Origin of the sequence: Viridibacillus sp. NPDC096237 (assembly GCF_050278625.1) — a bacterium.
Lineage (GTDB): Bacteria > Bacillota > Bacilli > Bacillales_A > Planococcaceae > Viridibacillus.
Window position 1 is genome coordinate 46,122 of record NZ_JBNNTI010000023.1, and the last position, 16,735, is coordinate 62,856.

Annotated in this window: 13 protein-coding genes and 3 pseudogenes; 14 read left to right on the forward strand and 2 right to left on the reverse strand. The window is 32.8% G+C overall.

Features of this window, described 5'->3' with window-relative positions:
• The first annotated feature begins 42 nt into the window (after nucleotides 1-42).
• From ACQKMD_RS13580 to ACQKMD_RS13590, 3 genes and pseudogenes are all read left to right on the forward strand, one after another.
• Entirely contained in the window at nucleotides 43-498 is a 456-nt protein-coding gene (locus ACQKMD_RS13580) for a GNAT family N-acetyltransferase (protein ID WP_427752668.1), read from the forward strand.
• 106 nt (nucleotides 499-604) lie between these two features.
• Nucleotides 605-718, forward strand: a pseudogene (locus ACQKMD_RS13585) (23S rRNA (adenine(2503)-C(8))-methyltransferase ClbB); the annotation flags it as partial.
• A 488-nt stretch (nucleotides 719-1,206) separates the two neighbouring features.
• Nucleotides 1,207-2,685 (forward strand): Lsa family ABC-F type ribosomal protection protein, encoded by a 1,479-nt coding sequence (locus tag ACQKMD_RS13590; protein ID WP_427752669.1) that lies wholly within the window; start codon nucleotides 1,207-1,209, stop codon nucleotides 2,683-2,685.
• A 337-nt stretch (nucleotides 2,686-3,022) separates the two neighbouring features.
• Here ACQKMD_RS13590 and ACQKMD_RS13595 read toward each other — a convergent pair.
• Nucleotides 3,023-3,100: pseudogene (locus ACQKMD_RS13595) on the reverse strand (CPCC family cysteine-rich protein); the annotation flags it as partial.
• Nucleotides 3,101-3,366: 266 nt separating this feature from the next.
• Between ACQKMD_RS13595 and ACQKMD_RS13600 the strand changes: the two are divergent.
• The 9 genes and pseudogenes from ACQKMD_RS13600 (at nucleotide 3,367) to ACQKMD_RS13640 (ending at nucleotide 11,219) form a co-directional block, all read left to right on the forward strand.
• The gene (locus tag ACQKMD_RS13600; protein WP_427752670.1) at nucleotides 3,367-4,557 is read left to right on the forward strand and encodes an MGDG synthase family glycosyltransferase; all 1,191 of its coding nucleotides are present in this window, start codon (nucleotides 3,367-3,369) and stop codon (nucleotides 4,555-4,557) included.
• A complete protein-coding gene (locus tag ACQKMD_RS13605; protein WP_427752671.1) occupies nucleotides 4,554-5,255 on the forward strand; it encodes a polysaccharide deacetylase family protein in 702 nt (233 codons plus the stop codon). Before ACQKMD_RS13600 ends, ACQKMD_RS13605 begins: the two co-directional genes overlap by 4 nt.
• Before the next feature lie 8 nt (nucleotides 5,256-5,263).
• Nucleotides 5,264-6,283 (forward strand): lysylphosphatidylglycerol synthase transmembrane domain-containing protein, encoded by a 1,020-nt coding sequence (locus ACQKMD_RS13610; protein ID WP_427752672.1) that lies wholly within the window; start codon nucleotides 5,264-5,266, stop codon nucleotides 6,281-6,283.
• Nucleotides 6,284-6,487: 204 nt separating this feature from the next.
• Nucleotides 6,488-6,610, forward strand: a pseudogene (locus tag ACQKMD_RS13615) (GNAT family N-acetyltransferase); the annotation flags it as partial.
• Nucleotides 6,611-6,874: 264 nt separating this feature from the next.
• A complete protein-coding gene (locus ACQKMD_RS13620) occupies nucleotides 6,875-7,435 on the forward strand; it encodes a hypothetical protein (RefSeq protein ID WP_427752673.1) in 561 nt (186 codons plus the stop codon).
• Nucleotides 7,436-7,907: 472 nt separating this feature from the next.
• A complete protein-coding gene (locus ACQKMD_RS13625; RefSeq protein WP_427752674.1) occupies nucleotides 7,908-8,213 on the forward strand; it encodes a hypothetical protein in 306 nt (101 codons plus the stop codon).
• 803 nt (nucleotides 8,214-9,016) lie between these two features.
• A complete protein-coding gene (locus tag ACQKMD_RS13630; RefSeq protein ID WP_427752675.1) occupies nucleotides 9,017-9,580 on the forward strand; it encodes a hypothetical protein in 564 nt (187 codons plus the stop codon).
• Between the two features lie 50 nt (nucleotides 9,581-9,630).
• Nucleotides 9,631-10,089 (forward strand): phosphotransferase, encoded by a 459-nt coding sequence (locus tag ACQKMD_RS13635; protein ID WP_427752676.1) that lies wholly within the window; start codon nucleotides 9,631-9,633, stop codon nucleotides 10,087-10,089.
• 350 nt (nucleotides 10,090-10,439) lie between these two features.
• Complete coding sequence (locus ACQKMD_RS13640) at nucleotides 10,440-11,219, forward strand: alpha/beta fold hydrolase (RefSeq protein WP_427752677.1); 780 nt, start codon at nucleotides 10,440-10,442, stop codon at nucleotides 11,217-11,219.
• A gap of 1,814 nt (nucleotides 11,220-13,033) precedes the next feature.
• On the opposite strand, the gene ACQKMD_RS13645 is transcribed toward ACQKMD_RS13640, so the two are convergent.
• On the reverse strand, nucleotides 13,034-14,848 hold the full coding sequence (locus ACQKMD_RS13645) for a terpene cyclase/mutase family protein (RefSeq protein ID WP_427752678.1): 1,815 nt from the start codon (nucleotides 14,846-14,848) through the stop codon (nucleotides 13,034-13,036).
• A 292-nt stretch (nucleotides 14,849-15,140) separates the two neighbouring features.
• Between ACQKMD_RS13645 and ACQKMD_RS13650 the strand changes: the two genes are divergently transcribed.
• Nucleotides 15,141-15,440: an NIPSNAP family protein gene (locus ACQKMD_RS13650; RefSeq protein WP_427752679.1), complete on the forward strand. Its 300-nt coding sequence runs from the start codon at nucleotides 15,141-15,143 to the stop codon at nucleotides 15,438-15,440.
• Nucleotides 15,441-15,596: 156 nt separating this feature from the next.
• The gene (locus tag ACQKMD_RS13655) at nucleotides 15,597-16,229 is read left to right on the forward strand and encodes a GDSL-type esterase/lipase family protein (protein WP_427752680.1); all 633 of its coding nucleotides are present in this window, start codon (nucleotides 15,597-15,599) and stop codon (nucleotides 16,227-16,229) included.
• Nucleotides 16,230-16,735: the final 506 nt, after the last annotated feature.

A 16,735-nucleotide genomic window follows, 5' to 3' on the forward strand; every position in this document is an offset into this window, starting at 1 on the left:
TGAAAGAAGAGCAAAATAAATATATTTAAGAAGGTGAGTTACATGGAAATAAGAATATTAGATACTACTCAAAATGCACCTATGGATTTGTTGTTACAAGCAGATCCTTCCGAAGATATTGTTTCTGAGTATTTGCAAAGGGGAGAATGCTTTGTGATGGAGGACGAAGGGAGAATTATTGGTGTATATGTATTAATCACTACACGCCCTGAAACTGCGGAGTTAGTGAATGTTTCTATTCAAGAAGACCAACAAGGAAAAGGGCTAGGGAAAATGCTAATACAGCATTCGATTGCTACTGCCAAGTCAAAAAAATTTAAAACAATTGAAGTAGGAACAGGCAATTCAAGTATTTCACAAATTGCTCTTTACCAAAAGTGTGGATTCCGACTTACTCATGTAGATAGAGATTTCTTTATACGTCATTATGATGAGCCTATTTTTGAAAATGGGATTCAATGTATAGATATGGTCCGACTTTCTCAAGATTTATATTAGAGGCTCGACTGTAATATAAAACAATTTAGCTATCTACATACACTTGTACAATTAACGGAGTTTCTGACTACTTGTCGATACAAAAGGTGATGAATTTAATTTTTAAAAAGAATTGAAATCATCAGGTATTAATGTGGCCATTAGAAGTCAATTTGGAATTGATATAGATGCTGCTTGTGGTAAATTGTATGGAAATTATCAAAAGAACAACAAGCAGTAATTTGAGGTAAAGATGATGCTAAAAATTGTATTTCATAAAAAATATTGTTAATATAAAAATACAATTATGAGAGGACTGATGGATGGACAATGGTTAACTAATTTATATTTTTATTTGAAATGAATAGCTTCAAACTACAAAATATAGGGTTAGTCTATCCATTTTTATATATCAGTTTACATTTTATTTGTCATGATTCCAATGGCAAAAAAGAACTTATTTAATATAAGTGAAAGACTAACCCTTCCAATTACAAATTGGGAGGATTTTTTATACTCTCATAATTAAGATTTAAATTTTTTAACTGTAACTTTAATCTAATAAATAAAGGAGAGAGAGAAATGAGCAATTCAGACACTATTGTTACACATGTAATACTCCGTATAAGTCGTTAATATCCATCAAACTTATATGGAGAAATTTAGAATAGATGGATGTGCCGACTTTGTATAAATAATAAAAAGTTAATATACAAAGGAGGAATTATCATGTCAATGATACAAGCTCAAGACTTAACTTTTTCTTATCCAGGTAGCTTTGACAATATTTTTGAAGGTGTAAACTTTCAAATAGATACGGATTGGAAACTTGGATTTATCGGTAGAAATGGACGAGGTAAAACAACATTCTTTAATTTATTATTAGGGAATTATGAGTATAGTGGGAAAATCATTTCTTCGGTAGAATTTAATTATTTCCCTTATCCAGTTTCGGATAAAAACAAGTATACTCATGAAATCTTTGAAGAAATTTGCCCCCAAGCAGAAGATTGGGAATTTCTTCGTGAAATATCCTATCTAAATGTTGATGCCGAGGTCATGTACCGACCATTTAAAACATTATCAAATGGAGAACAAACAAAGGTGTTGCTTGCTGCACTTTTTTTGACTGAGGGTCAATTTCTATTAATTGATGAGCCAACCAATCATCTAGACACTGATGCACGAAAGGTGGTCTCTGATTATCTAAGTAAGAAAAAAGGGTTTATTTTAATTTCACATGACAGAATCTTTTTAGATGGATGCGTTGACCATATCTTATCTATAAATAGGGCAAATATTGAAGTTCAAGGTGGTAACTATTCTTCTTGGAAATTAAATTTTGATAGACAGCAGGAACACGAAGAGGCAATAAATCAGCGTCTACAAAAAGACATAGGGAGATTAAAACAGTCTTCAAAGCGTTCAGCAGGTTGGTCTAATCAAGTGGAAGCTTCTAAAAATGGAACAACGAATTCAGGTTCAAAGTTGGATAAGGGCTTTGTAGGACATAAAGCGGCAAATATGATGAAGAGAGCAAAGAACCTTGAATCAAGGCAACAAAAAGCTATTGAAGAAAAGTCAAAACTGCTAAAAAATGTAGAAAAAACTGAGTCATTAAAATTAGAACCATTGGAATTTCATTCAAATGAATTGATTGTTTTGGCTGATGTAACTGTTAAGTACGATGACCAAATAGTGAATAAGCCAATTAGCTTTAAAGTTGAACAAGGTGAACGAATTGTACTTGATGGAAAGAATGGAAGCGGAAAAAGTAGTATCCTAAAACTAATTCTAGGAAATCCGATACAGCATACAGGCTCAATGAATTTAGGTTCAGGCCTCGTTATTTCTTATGTTCAACAAGATACTTCTCATTTAAAGGGACTGTTATCGGACTTTATTGAAGAGCATAAGATTGATGAAACGTTATTTAAATCCATCCTACGTAAGTTGGATTTTGACCGAATTCAATTTGAGAAAGATATATCTCATTATTCTGGTGGACAAAAGAAAAAGCTGCTTATAGCCAAAAGTTTATGTGAAAAAGCACATTTGTATATTTGGGATGAACCGTTAAATTTTATTGATATTTATTCGCGCATGCAGATTGAAGAGCTTATTCAAAGATTTAATCCCACAATGCTTATTGTTGAGCATGATCAGGCATTTCAACAAACAGTTGCAACAAAAACTATATCTATGTAGTTAAATATGGAAAATTGAAGATTTAATCAGTAAATCAGCTTATTAAACTATATGGTGCTTTAGTTGAAGAACGTAGCTAAAATGATCAAACTTTTTTTATGAAAACTAAACATAAATCTGTTAAAGAAGAATCCATTTTGATCAAACTTTTTTCAAAATGGATTCTTTTATTTATCTTAAAATACTGGTTTATGAGGTATTTTTGGACAAACTTTATTATAAAGCAACAATTATATTCGAGGCCAAATTTTCCTCATTAATCATGCGTTGACCAACCTTTAGTTCATATGAAGCAGTGTATTAATTAGAAAAAACCTGAAAAAGGTGGTACTTCATCTTAATTTGGGGTGCCTTGCCCATCATCTTGCCACTTACAAAGTTTACATATATCATCTTCTCCTCGTTCATATAGTGTAGGAAAACCACATTAAGAATTTATTTCAAGCTACATTTATTTTCTCCTCCAAAGTTTTCATTATTAAGTTATTGGCATGAGTTTAATTGTGGCATTCTATTGTACCTTTCCTTCCTATTATATTGCATTCTAAGCACAGTTTAATCTCAAACTGAATTCCACAGGTTCAATTTAAGATGTTTAGATTAATTAAGGTTTACTTAAGATTTACTTAAGATTGGGTATATATAATGAAAATACTAATACACGCAAGGGAGTAAACAGCAATGAAGATTTTAATATTGAATGCCCGTTTCGGTATGGGGCACTATTCTGTTTCAAAGGCGTTAGAGCAGGAAATAAAAGAATACGATATCAATGCTGAGGTACAGCTTATAGATATTTTTGATTATTGTCTACCAAGGAATAGTAAAAAAATATATGGTTCGTATAATTATTTTATTAATAAAGGTGCGAATATTTATAATGCCTATTACCATTATACGAATAATAGAAAATCCAATATAAAAATTCCTTTTCAACATTATTTTATAAAAAAAACTGGCCAGTTAATTAATAATGAGAAACCGGATCTTATTATCTCAACTTTTCCTATATGCTCACTGTTAGTTTCAGAATACAAAAAGATTAGTGATGATAATATACTATTACTCACTTGCATAACAGATATATCTGGTCACAAAGACTGGTACCATAAAAATACTGATTTTTATTTTGCTGCCTCATCTACGACAAAAGCAGAAATAATTAATAGAGGAGTTCTTCCTGAGCAAGTCTTTATTAGTGGCATTCCAGTAAAAAAACAGTTCAAGGTTAAACGAGATATACAGAAAAGAAATAGTTGCAACGAATATCTCGTTAATAAATCTAGAAATATATTATTAATGGGTGGGGGCTTAGGGATGTTACCAGATGACGAAGCATTCTATAAGCGTTTAAACATGCTCGAAAATGTAAAGGTTACAATTATTACTGGTACGAATAAAAAGATACATAGGAATCTCTATGGAAAGTTTGATCATATTGATGTTATTAGTTATACGGAACAAGTGGATCAGTATATGAAAGAAGCAGATTTGATTATTACTAAACCAGGAGGGATTACATTATTCGAATCAATTGCTTCAGAGTTACCTATATTAGTGTTTCAACCATTTTTAGCTCAGGAAATCCATAATGCCGATTTTATAGAAAGAAACAAAATTGGAAAAGTAGTTGAAAAAAAATTAGAAGATAGTCTGGAAGAAATTTTTAATTTATTGTCAGATGAGTCTTTCCTAGAAAATTGCCGGGGAAATATGAGGAATATTCAAAATGAAATTGAAACAACTACTATCAAAAATTTGCTTAGTACATTGGAGGAAAAGCTTTTCGATAATGGACAAACACAATTAATAGGATCAAGAAAGTATGTACAGCAAGATTTAATACATCGGAAGGAAGGAACGGCTTTATGATGGTGTTAGAAGTAATGATTGGTTTATGTGCAGTAGGCATCGTCTTTTATGGAGTTCTTCCAACGGTATATTACCGATATATAAGTTTATCAGCAGTTAGTAAGTTAGAAGGTACCAGCAAAAAGAAAGAAATTGCTTTGACATTTGATGATGGACCTGATAGTGAATATACCATGCAATTACTTGATTTATTGAAGAAAAATAAAGTAAAAGCAACATTTTTCTTTGTAGCGAAAGAAGCTGATAAACATCCTGATATTATAGAAAAGATTATAGAAGATGGGCATACACTAGGTCTGCATTCATATGAACATAAGCATGCATGGCTAAAGGGGAGAAAGTACACTAAGCAAGATTTCGAAAAAAGTGTAGCGATTGTCAAAAAATACAATTGGACAGTCGCTTTTTATCGGCCGCCATGGGGGAACTGTAATATATTTACCATAAATGAGGCCAAAAAATATGGACTACAACCAATATTTTGGAATGTAATGGCGCAGGATTGGAGAAAAAACATCTCTCCAGAACAAATTGAACAGAGGTTGTTACAAAGAGTAAGAAACAAAGCTATCATATGTCTTCATGACGGTAGAGGGGCAAAGGGGGCACCTGGACGAACAATTGAAGCCTTAAAAAAGGTTATTCCAGAATTAATTAAGAATGGGTACCATTTTAATTCTCTTTATGATAAAAGGTAGGGATGAAAATGAAAAAAAAGAATTATTTTATCGGAAGTTCATTATTATTCCTTCTAGTAGTAGGAACACTCTATTTTATTTTGCGTGAACAATCATTTTCAGATATGTATAGCGTCATTACGAAAGCAAATCCTCTTTATTTAGGACTTGGTATCATTTCCATGTTAGTTTTCATTTTTTTTGAAGGATATTGCATTAAAGTTGTCATGGATTCTTTAGGCAGACGTATTACTTTAATTGATAGTTATAAATATGCATTTATTGGGTTCTTTTTCAGCGCAATCACTCCAGGTGCTTCAGGAGGACAACCAGCGCAAGTATATTATATGAAGAAAGATGGACATGAAATTACACTTTCAACATTGGTGCTATTAATTGCATTAGCTTTTTATCAGATAGTTATGCTTGTTTTAGGTTCTATTTTGATTTTATCTCGATATTCGCTAGTTGTAGGTCAAGTTGAGGGATATAAGATGTTTTTTGTATATGGAGTTATTTTCAATATTGCGATGGTCATCTTTTTGCTTTATATGATCTTTGCTAAGAACGTTGCTTCGAGTATCATTAATAATTTTATCCGCTTTCTAGGGAAAGTTCGAATTATTAAAAATGTAGAAAAAATGATTGATAAAATTGAGCGCTTAATGGAGCAATATAAACAAGGAGCAACACATATTAGGACAAATCCAATTATCTTTTTAAAATTGTTTATTTTGACCATTTTTCAATTTGCTGCATCATGGTCGGTTCCCTATTTTGTATACCGATCTTTAGGGTTAAACGGAACTAAATATCTTGATATAGTATCAATGCAGGCGGTTTTAGATATAAGTGTGGCTTCCTTACCACTACCTGGAGGAACTGGAGCAGCAGAAAATGGATTCATCCAACTATTTTCAGATTTGTTTGGTCCCAATATGGTTATTCCCGGAATGATGTTATCTAGAGGTATTAGTTTTTATTCACTTTTGATTATTAGTGGGGTTATAATAGTTTTCTCATTTAAAAGAAAAAAATCTTTTTTTTAAAAGATTAGTTAGCATTAAATATGAACATCCCTCCATTTTAGTAGGTTTTTAAGGTTTTGTGAAAATCCTTAATAAAATCAAGTAAAAATGCATCTTTTATAAAGGTAATTGATAAGTATGGTGTATATTTGAAAAGAGCTGACATTAGTCAACTCTTTTTCTAATACAACCAACTATAAAGTCAAAACCAATTCGTTAGGTACCCAAAAGTGTGGATTCCGTATCACACATGTAGATAGAAATTTCTTTATACGTTATTATGCAGAGCTTATTTTTGAAAATGGAATTCAATGTATAGATATGGTCCGACTTTCTCAAGTTTTATAATTGGGATGCATTAATCTAAATTTCTTTTCTTTACTGCCATCTTCCACGAGAATTGAAATGTATTTAGCATCAGGATCGAACTCATTTCAATGCAGAGTCCAATCTTTGAAGAGGGCTACAAGAATATCAGATTTTTATGTTTTACAAGAAGGGGATTATGATGATGAATCCTTTAGATGACAAGTTACAGAAATTAAACACAATAAAACGTTCACAACTGAAGAAATACATACACTTGAAAAACTTTCGAATAGGTTTGACCATATGCCTAAAAGTAAAATCAATTGGCAATTCCCTGTAGTGCTCGCATCCGCTTTTGTTGTCTGTATCATCTTATTTCTTACAACGCTTAATGGACCCTTGCAAAAGGTATCATTAACAACAGCTACTGAATCACTAACTAATTTTACTTCTACTGTAAAGCTAGGCCGCATATATTATATTGATTGGTCAAAAGATATAAGGTTGGACAGCTTTTTAGTAAGGTCTTCAAAGCTCTACTTGGATATAAATACAATTGAAAATCAACAACAACTTTCAATATTCAGCAATTATTTTAGTCACCTAAAAGAAGTGCAGCATATAAATAAGAGTGTACTAACACCCTTTAATGACTTCATTCTGAAAGCAAAAGACGGACGGGAATGGAATATTAAAATCTATGAAAATCCAGGTGAGCCACCCATTTTAAGAGACATGGAAACCAATCGGTATTTTGAGGTTAAAAAAGAAACTGGCAACTTTGATGATGATTTAATTAAAGCAATGATGTCAGAAACAAATTTCAAGAGTATATATAATTACAATTGTGCAAATTATCCCTAATTTAATCTTGTTAATACAATATATAGCAACAAAAAAGTTTCATATTATTGATATACCAAAACTTCAAAGAAAAAATCGAGATCGTATTATCCAATTGTTAATTGCGATCACTTGTTTACTCACAATTGTTTTACTTGCTATGTATTATCAACCAATTAACGCACTGGTATTATTATCCATCTTCACTTTAGTTATATTGAGTAAATTCTTTTTTGATTGGAAATTCATTCGAGAACAGCATGATTTTATGGTTCAACACAAATATAAGATGTACTTATTCATACAAACCTCTATCTACTTACTTACTTATGATTTGTACACTAATTATCATCATCCACTAATCATACTCATAATCGCCCTAATAATCTAAATTTCGACGAATAAATTATGTTGAACTTTCCAATGATGTATTTAGACATACAGAAAAGGGGAAAACATGTTAACTAAGAAATTTATGAAGGGGGATTAAGAAATGGCGTTTCTGTTTTTTCTAATAATCGTGGTACTTTGTATGATCCCTTTGCTTCTATTGGATTCACGGATAGGAATGAAAGAAGCGAATATAGATCGTGCAATTGAAATACTTGATGAGGAACTAGAAACTGGCAAGATAAAATTGTTTAAAAAACCTCAATTCAAACTAAACTTCAAATTAACAATTGCTCATATGAAACAAAAAACAGCTGGTAGTTGGCAAAGCCTTAAAGATAGGTCTATACGCTACAAAGATAAATTCCAATCATGGCAGCAAAATTTAATCAATTCTTATCGTAAATAATGAGTAAATGAAAAATACCTTAGCATTTAATTTTTATTAAAAGTCAAGATATAAGGTGAAACTATTATAAATAGTGAATTCTAATTTAATGTCACACATTATATGCATAGAAATTAAAAGGATAGTTAGAGCTTGAATAAATTAGCTCTAACTATCCTCTTTTTTTCCACAAATGACCCTATTTACTACAACAACTAATTTGTTCGTTCATCAATCTATTGTTGCGGTAAATCAAAAGGATCTTAAATCACTTATTAAATGTACATTAAAGCCTATTTCTTAAACTACTAAGAAATAAAAGGTATAAGATCTATTTTTAGAAATTGTTACTCTTGACTTCCTTTTCTTCTTCAACTAACGGGGTAATTTAGTGGAATAATAAGGTTTTTTTAGAAAATTGTTGAATAATTTAAAGCGTGTAAACTTTTGAACAAAAGTGATTTACTTTCGGCTGGGACAGGCACTTTTATATTGAACTAACAAGAAGGTTTGTTGAACAAGAAGTTGGAGGGATAAGATGAAGGAATGGTTTGGTTCCGCAGCAATTTGTATTAATTAGGACAAAGAAGTTTTAATGGTAAAAAGCAGCAGCTGCTACTGAAAGTCAAGTAATTCAGGCGATTAATATGGCCGTATCTGTAATGTAAACTAAAAAAGTACCCGAGCAATTATTGGTTAAAAGGTTAAATGAAATTACTGAAGGTAAGTTTATAAGTTAAGTTTCTTAAACATGAGCCTTGAAATATAGCAATATAGACAAACACCCGCCTTGGGTGAAAATGAAGTCAGTTGGAGGAGATATAATGAATCATAATGAAGTTGCTGAAATATACGAAGCTTATTTAAGTCCACTAGTATCAGAGTTGTACGAGTTGGAAGGCTATGAAACAAGTCTAATTAATGCTCATGCCGGAGGGCGAAATGTCGTTTATAACTGTGAGAAAGAGGGCGCTAGTGCAAAAATACTCAGAATCGCCTATTTAAATGACAGGAGCCGAGAGGATTTGTTGGGCGAAGTTGAATATATCCAATATTTATTAGAGCATGGCGGTAGTGTCTCGAATGTGATCAGCTCTCGGAAGGGGAATCTACTGGAAGAGATCACTCATAATAATCACACCTTTTTTGTCTGCCTGTTCGAAAAGGCTAGGGGAAAAATGCTTGTAGAAAATCATTATCAGTATCGCGAAGGAGTTCCTATTACGGAATACTATTATAACTGCGGTAAAGTTCTCGGGAAGCTGCACCAATTGTCGAAAGGCTATGCTCCTGTTCATCGCCGGTATAGTTTCTTTGATAAATACAATATCGAGTATATCGATAATCTGATACCGGGTACGTTACCACTGCTTAAGAGAAGATGGTAGAGCTTCTTAACACTTTAGAAGGATTGGACAGGAACCGTGAGTCTTTCGGTATGGTCCATTTTGATTACAATGATGGGAATTATTCGATAGATTTTGATACTGGGCAAATTACCGTATATGATTTCGATAATTCATGTTACTGTTGGTATATGTTTGATTTGGCAGGTCTTTGGACACACGGAGTTGGCTGGATACAATTTGAACCAGACGCCGGTAAACGGAAAAAGTTCATGGATAATTATTTTGAAACAGTTCTCGAGGGATATAAATCCGAGACCAGAATAGAAAATTCAATATTGGATAAGTTGCCCTTATTTATCCAAGTAACCGTCATGGAAGGTATTGTAGATGCATTTGAGGTAATGCGGAACAATGGTGAAGAACCGGAGTGTGATGAGGAGTTGTCGTATCTCATAAAATGCTTGGAGGACGATATTCCGTATAAAGGTTTTTTCCATGAAATTTACTCGTGTGAAGAACCTTTCGAGTGTGAGGAACGAAATATTTAATCCACCAATTTCCGAAGATGACGACGGTGTATCGTCATCTTCAAGTTTCTATTCTTGTTTGGCTGCTTCCACATATAAAATTATTAACGACTTTTGAATAAAAAGTAGTCAACCAGATTCTCTGGCTGACCTTAAAATACGAACGGGTGCGTTAATTAAAGATCATTGAGTTGCATAGGCAGCTCTTAAAAATCGAAAAATCCCCTTACCTTTGTTAGGCGTTTCTTAAGCATGTATCATCAGAAGCTTCTTCGCACTATTTCAACAAAGTTCGCCGAAATTAGGCATACACTCTGTCTTGGGTGAATATCTTAATGGGAAATTACTTTTTAATAATTGGGGTGATACACTTGGGATACTTTGTAACTGTCGAATCAGGGGTCAACGTATTTATAGAGGACATCAATCCGAAGGGAAATAAAACGATACTTTTTATTCATGGATGGCCGCTAAACCATAACCAGTTCGAATATCAGTTCAACTACCTTCCAACGCTTGGATATCGTTGTATCGGAATGGATTGGAGGGGATATGGCAATTCGGATAAACCTTTTAGCGGGTACAGTTTCGATAGATTAGCAGATGATGTCCGCATGGTCATTGAGGCGTTACAGTTAAAAAACATAACACTGGCAGGACACTCTACAGGAGGCGCGATCTCGATTCGTTATATGGCTCGTTATAAAGGGTATGGGGTATCTAAACTCGTCCTGATCGACGCTGCCTCTCCATCTAGCGTTCCAAAAGAATTTACAAATAAAATCATCGAAGATACAAATCATGACCGACCGCAAATGCTGCAAGACCAAACGGGAATTTTTTTCTTTCAGTATATTTCCGAACCGAAATCCGATTGGTTCGTTTTAATGGGATTACAAGCGGCGAATTGGGCGACTTCCGCCATTATGGTCACGCTTAGAGATGAAAATGTTTACAACGATCTCGGTCAGATCGATGTACCCACATTAATTATTCACGGAATTCATGATAAAGTCGTTCCGTTTACCCAAGCTGAGGAAACAAATAAGCTGATCAAAAATTCGAAGCTAGTTCCGTTCCAATACAGCGGCCATTGCGCTTTTTTAGAGGAGCGCGATAGATTCAACCAATTATTATCTTCTTTTGCATAACGACTCGGAATAGCAACACCGTCGCCAATTAATTCGTAAGCGTCAAAAAGCCCCCACCTTAAATAGATGAGGGCTAATTGTAATTCTAATTGAGACGAATATAATTTTGTTGTGAGCAGAAGTTTATTAACTTCTGCTATAGCTGAGTTCACTAAGACTAAACATCCTGAATATACACATGAATTACACACCTTTGTTGATAAAATCAGACCGTATCTAAATACTAATTAGTGTACAGTAACAAAAAAGTTGTTTAATTTACAATAAAGTCGTATGTTAGCAGAATTAGTTACTTATAAAGTAAAAATTAAAACAACAACAAAATGTATATGGTGAAATACTGTTTAACCGCGATAAACCAAACTTTAATACTGAGATAGAACATTTTGTAAATCAACAATTTGATTAGAATGGAACGTTTAGAAAAAACTTACCCTAAAATGTTTCCTTATGTAAAGAAATCAATAAAAAAATGGAAAACAGTCTTGAAAGAAAAAGACAAGAGTAATATTAAACATGATCAATTAATCCTGAGTGTTAGTGATAAACTATACAAAGACGTTACCTTTATTACTAGTAAGATTAATGAAATGAAAAACACGACCACTAATTGAGAGGTCGTGTTTTTTTGTTTTTCAGGTACTTTACATATTAGAGAGTCATATTCTTAAGACAAGTTTAAAGATTTGAAATAAAGTCGAGGATAACCGTAAGTAGGAGAGATTATTTAATAAGGAGTACTTTGCTTATTGAACTAACGGGGGCGTTAATTAAAGATCATTGAGTTGCATATGTAGCTCTTTTTTCTTATTGTGCTAACTGGGCAGGATAGTTCAATAAGAAAAGCCAGCGATTAGTAAGTGCTGGCTTAACTTTGGTTCATTTAATTGTAGTAGTTATCGATAAAAACGGGCTTTTAACTCAGGAGACGTATTTACGGAAATAAACTACTAATAGTCCTCACAAGGTATGATCAGAATGAAAATATTTATCGTAGTTCTGTATACTATGTTTTTTAAGGTCTTTCTGCGGTATGAAAAATCTTGTAACTCCTCCGACATATCCAGAACCTGACTTTTTTATTAAGATATATAGTTTTATAAAGTTTTGCACTCTTAATTTTTTTTATAGGATAATTTTCTTTAGGGTTCTTTAATTGACAGGGTAATCCATTTCATTGCGTTATTCGTACAGAGAATTCGCAACAATTTGCAAGTGTCCTCAGTCAATTAAAGAATATGCAAGTTAAATTATTGAGAGTGTGCATATTATGGAGAAATGAAGTGAAATTAAATTTTGAGGTAAATAAAAAAGGATTATCTTCTGGAAAAAAAGATTATTAATCAAAATATTCTTTTGCAAGAATATTTTGATTAATAGTTTTAAATGTGTTTCGGTTTACCACAAACCGCCCCTAACAATACCCCACATTCTTCTTCGATGTGCTCTGTTTAGAGGATCAACTCCACAATTCATAAGCCAGTGTGCTGCATTATCTCTCTGAGCCTTTGTTATAGGTACTCCACAGCATTCAGATAGACGATCAACAAGACCGTATGCACCTGCGGGACATCTTAACTGATGATAGTTGCATGATCTAAGATGTCCACATACACGACGGAAGCAATGGGGGTTTTTTATTCTTTGTCGGAAAACACCCATTAAATTAGGGTCAATATTGGCCATTGACAAAAACCTCCTTTCAAATAAAAGTAAATTCCAGAAATAAAGATTGGAACAATATAGTATATGAGATGATAAAGGAAGGGGGTAGATAGATTAACTATTTTTTTTAAAAAAACTCCAATAATGAACTAATTGTATTTTTTTAAGTAATGGCTCAATGTAACCAAAGGCCATACGTATTGATAGCTGTGATAGTGTATATAAAAGTGTCCTGGTAAACCTGCACCAGTAGGATAAGTGATCCTACTAGTTTCTGTATTTTGCCATTCTAAAATTCTTTTAACTCCTTCTATGATTTCTTTTGTAGGAAACTCGGAGATAGAAATTAATGTATCAACCGCCCAACAAGTTTGCACTAGTGTAGAATAGGGTAAAGGAATATATTCTCTATGAAAATCACTCTGGCATGATTCACCCCAGCCTCCGTCAGATTGTCTTATATTTAACAACCAATCTTTTGCTTTCTGGATAGTTTGATGATCAGATGAAACTCCAACTGCCTTTAAACCAGTGACAGCTGCCCATGTACCATAAATGTAAGATATTCCCCATCGTCCGTACCATGAACCATCTTTAGTTTGATTCTTTATTAGCCATTTTACACTGTTCATTATACGAGGATGCTGCATAGTCAAATTTAAATGATTCCCTAGAAATTCCAATGTCCTGCCGGTGATGTCAGCAGCAGAAGGATCTATAGCAGTGTCTTCAAAATTCTGTATGGGGAAAAACCATTTAATGTATGAAGGACTATTTTTTTTAAATGCTCCCCAGCCTCCGTCATTGTTTTGCATGGTTAATAACCAATTAACTCCCGAATTCCAGGCCATACGAAATTCAGAATGACTACATGTAAAATTAGATAGTGCCCTTAATGCCGCTTGTGTATCATCAACATCAGGGTTAATGGAGTTGCTTTCTGAAAAACCCCATCCTTTATTAGAGTGTTTGTGTTGTAATTCCATTAAGAAGTTCGAAGCTAATTGGATAGCTGGATCCTTAATGGTAAGACCCGATTCTTGTAAGGAATAAGAAATTAGGGCAGTGTCCCAAACAGTCGAAGGAGAGTTTTGAATATGAAAAACATCTCCTTTTTCGTATAAAAAGGATCTAATACCTCTAATAGCATTTTTAATAATAGGTGAAGATTTTTTATAACCTAGAGAAAGTAGTGCATAAATCATAAAAAATGTAGAACTTGAGTAACTATATAATGTCCCATCCTTTTCAATGCAATTATATATATGTTGTTCAGCTTTTAGCCTCGTAGATTCTTTATAAGTAGGCAATATCTTTTTAAATAAATTAAACCGTCTTTTTTCTTTTTTAAGTGCTTTATATTTCTTTTTAGATAAAAATAAATGCTGTAAATCAGGCGTCCATTTATTAGTAACTACAAATTTATCGTGTCCTAATATTAAGATAGGAAGAAAGTGTGCTTGTACGTATGAGCTAAAATTATAAAAATTAAGTGTTAGAAACTTTGGTATATTCATGATACTAAGTGGGATAGGAAATAGTCTTGGCCAAGGGTATAAGTTGGTAATAGCTAATAAACACTTCGTAGAAATATGACTTTTTTCAAGTCCTCCATTCTTCACAATATATTGTTCACTTAATTTCATCGACGGATCATCTTTATTCAAATGTCCAGAAAATAAAAGAGCTGTATATGCTTCAATTGTTGCAGATAAATTTCCTTTTTCATCATCATAAAGCTTCCAAGCACCGTTATGTTGTTGTTGTTGAAGTAGACGTGCAACAAGTTTCTTTATAAGATTCTCATCATCATAATCTAATACTCTTAACATGATAATCATATTTGCATCGGTCATTGGCCCACTTTCAAAACAATATCTCCACGAACCATCATTATATTGGTCTTCCTTCAGATTTTTAATGATTTGTTGTATTTTATGGTTAATCTCATTTATTAGATTCATTTAAGTTTTACAACCTCTCCGCTTATATTTGTTAAAATGAATTGCAATTAAGATATCTTATGATGAGAGTTATAAAGATTAATAGACAAGTGCGGAGAATTGGGGAGGGGGAGAGTTAAAATTACATAAATTACCCAAAATTCTATATTTAATGGAATTAGCCCATATAAACTAATAATCTATCTTATCCATAACGGACGAAGTAATGAAAATCGTTGATACTTCAATGTTTATAGAGGGAGTTTAGTTGAAGTATATATTATGATGAAAAAAAGATTTAAGGAGGAAGAAAATGGTTACGTGTTATTTGAAGTATGTTATTGACCCTTATAAAGTAAATGAATTTGAAGAATACGGTAAGATGTGGATTTCACTTGTAAATAAATTAGGTGGCACACATCATGGCTATTTTCTTCTGCATGAGGGTGCTAATAATAATGCTTATGCCTTCTTCACTTTCCCGAGTTTAACAGCATACGAAGAGTACCGGGCGAAAATGGCATTGGATGAAGAACGTCAAGTAGCATTTAAATTTGCAGAAGATACTAAATGTTTTAAGTCATGGGAGAAGTTTTATGCGTCCTGTATTTAAGTGAATATACGTTAAAGCTGATGGAGCTCTTTTTTTTCTTCAACTATCCTTTCACCAAAGGGGAGTTGTCCATCATGGCTGAATGACAAACCAATAGTTTCGAATCGTAACTGATTTGAATACTATAAGAGTACAACTAATCATTTGAGGTGAAATATGGACTTCAATTCTTTACGTTATCTGGCCATCGGTGATTCCCTTACTGTTGGTATCGGTGTTCTTTTTTTGGACCCAGGATTTGTTGAATATTATAGAGGCCTGAGTCAGCAAATTTTGAAAAAGTCTGTTTTTTACAAAAAATGCGCAAGGTCAGGTGCAACAACAGAAGATGTTTTAATGATGCTCCATTTTCCAAGTCTTGAAGAATCTGTAAAATACGCAGATATTATCACGATAACGGCTGGGGGAGATGACTTGATAAATGCAGCTAAAAAATTTTTAATAAATAAAAACGAAGAAAGTGTATCGCATGCTATTAATCAATCACTGAATAATTACTCAAAAATAATAGAAAGAATCCGCCACCTAGACAAACAAGATCAATACATTTTACGGTTAACGAATTTATATAATCCATTTCCCAATATACCGATAGCAGATGAGGCTATTAAAGCGTTTAATTCATCGATTAACCGTTTTGGCCTGGAAATGAATGTTAAAGTAGCGGACCTCTATAGCGTATTTAAGGGGAATGAAAAAGCTTTATTATCAAAAAGGGGGGTTCATCCTAATAGTGAGGGGTATTATCAAATGGCATTAGCATTAAGTAGGCTCGGTTATTCCCCGTAAGAAGGCTAAATATAATGTGTAGAAAGGTATGTGAACATTGTTTGCATACCTTTTTCAATTCGAAGATATTTCGATGTAATGTTTTGAATAACGTTAAAGATATTTTTATTGATCTATCATGAAAATAAGTTTCTTCAATGAAAGAAAAATGACAACAGTTAAGAAGATCCTGCTCAAACGTATATTATTTTTAGGTTATAAAGATAAAGGAGTGATTGATAATTTGAAGGAAATTACTGTTATTATTTTTTCTTTACTACTTTTAGTGGGGTGTAGCCAAAGACTGCAGGAAATAAGATGAATATAATAATAATTGGGTTTTAATACTATCTATTTTACATATCCGTTAACCTTCAATTTAATAACCAGAATTGGACACTGTAGGCGTTTAAGTCTTATTCCATCTAATTCTGAATAGTCTACACTTAGTTGGACAGTAAAATTAAGGGCAAGTAGAATAATAGATAACAAGAAGGAGAATCTACTATGTCCAGTAAAAGAAGAAC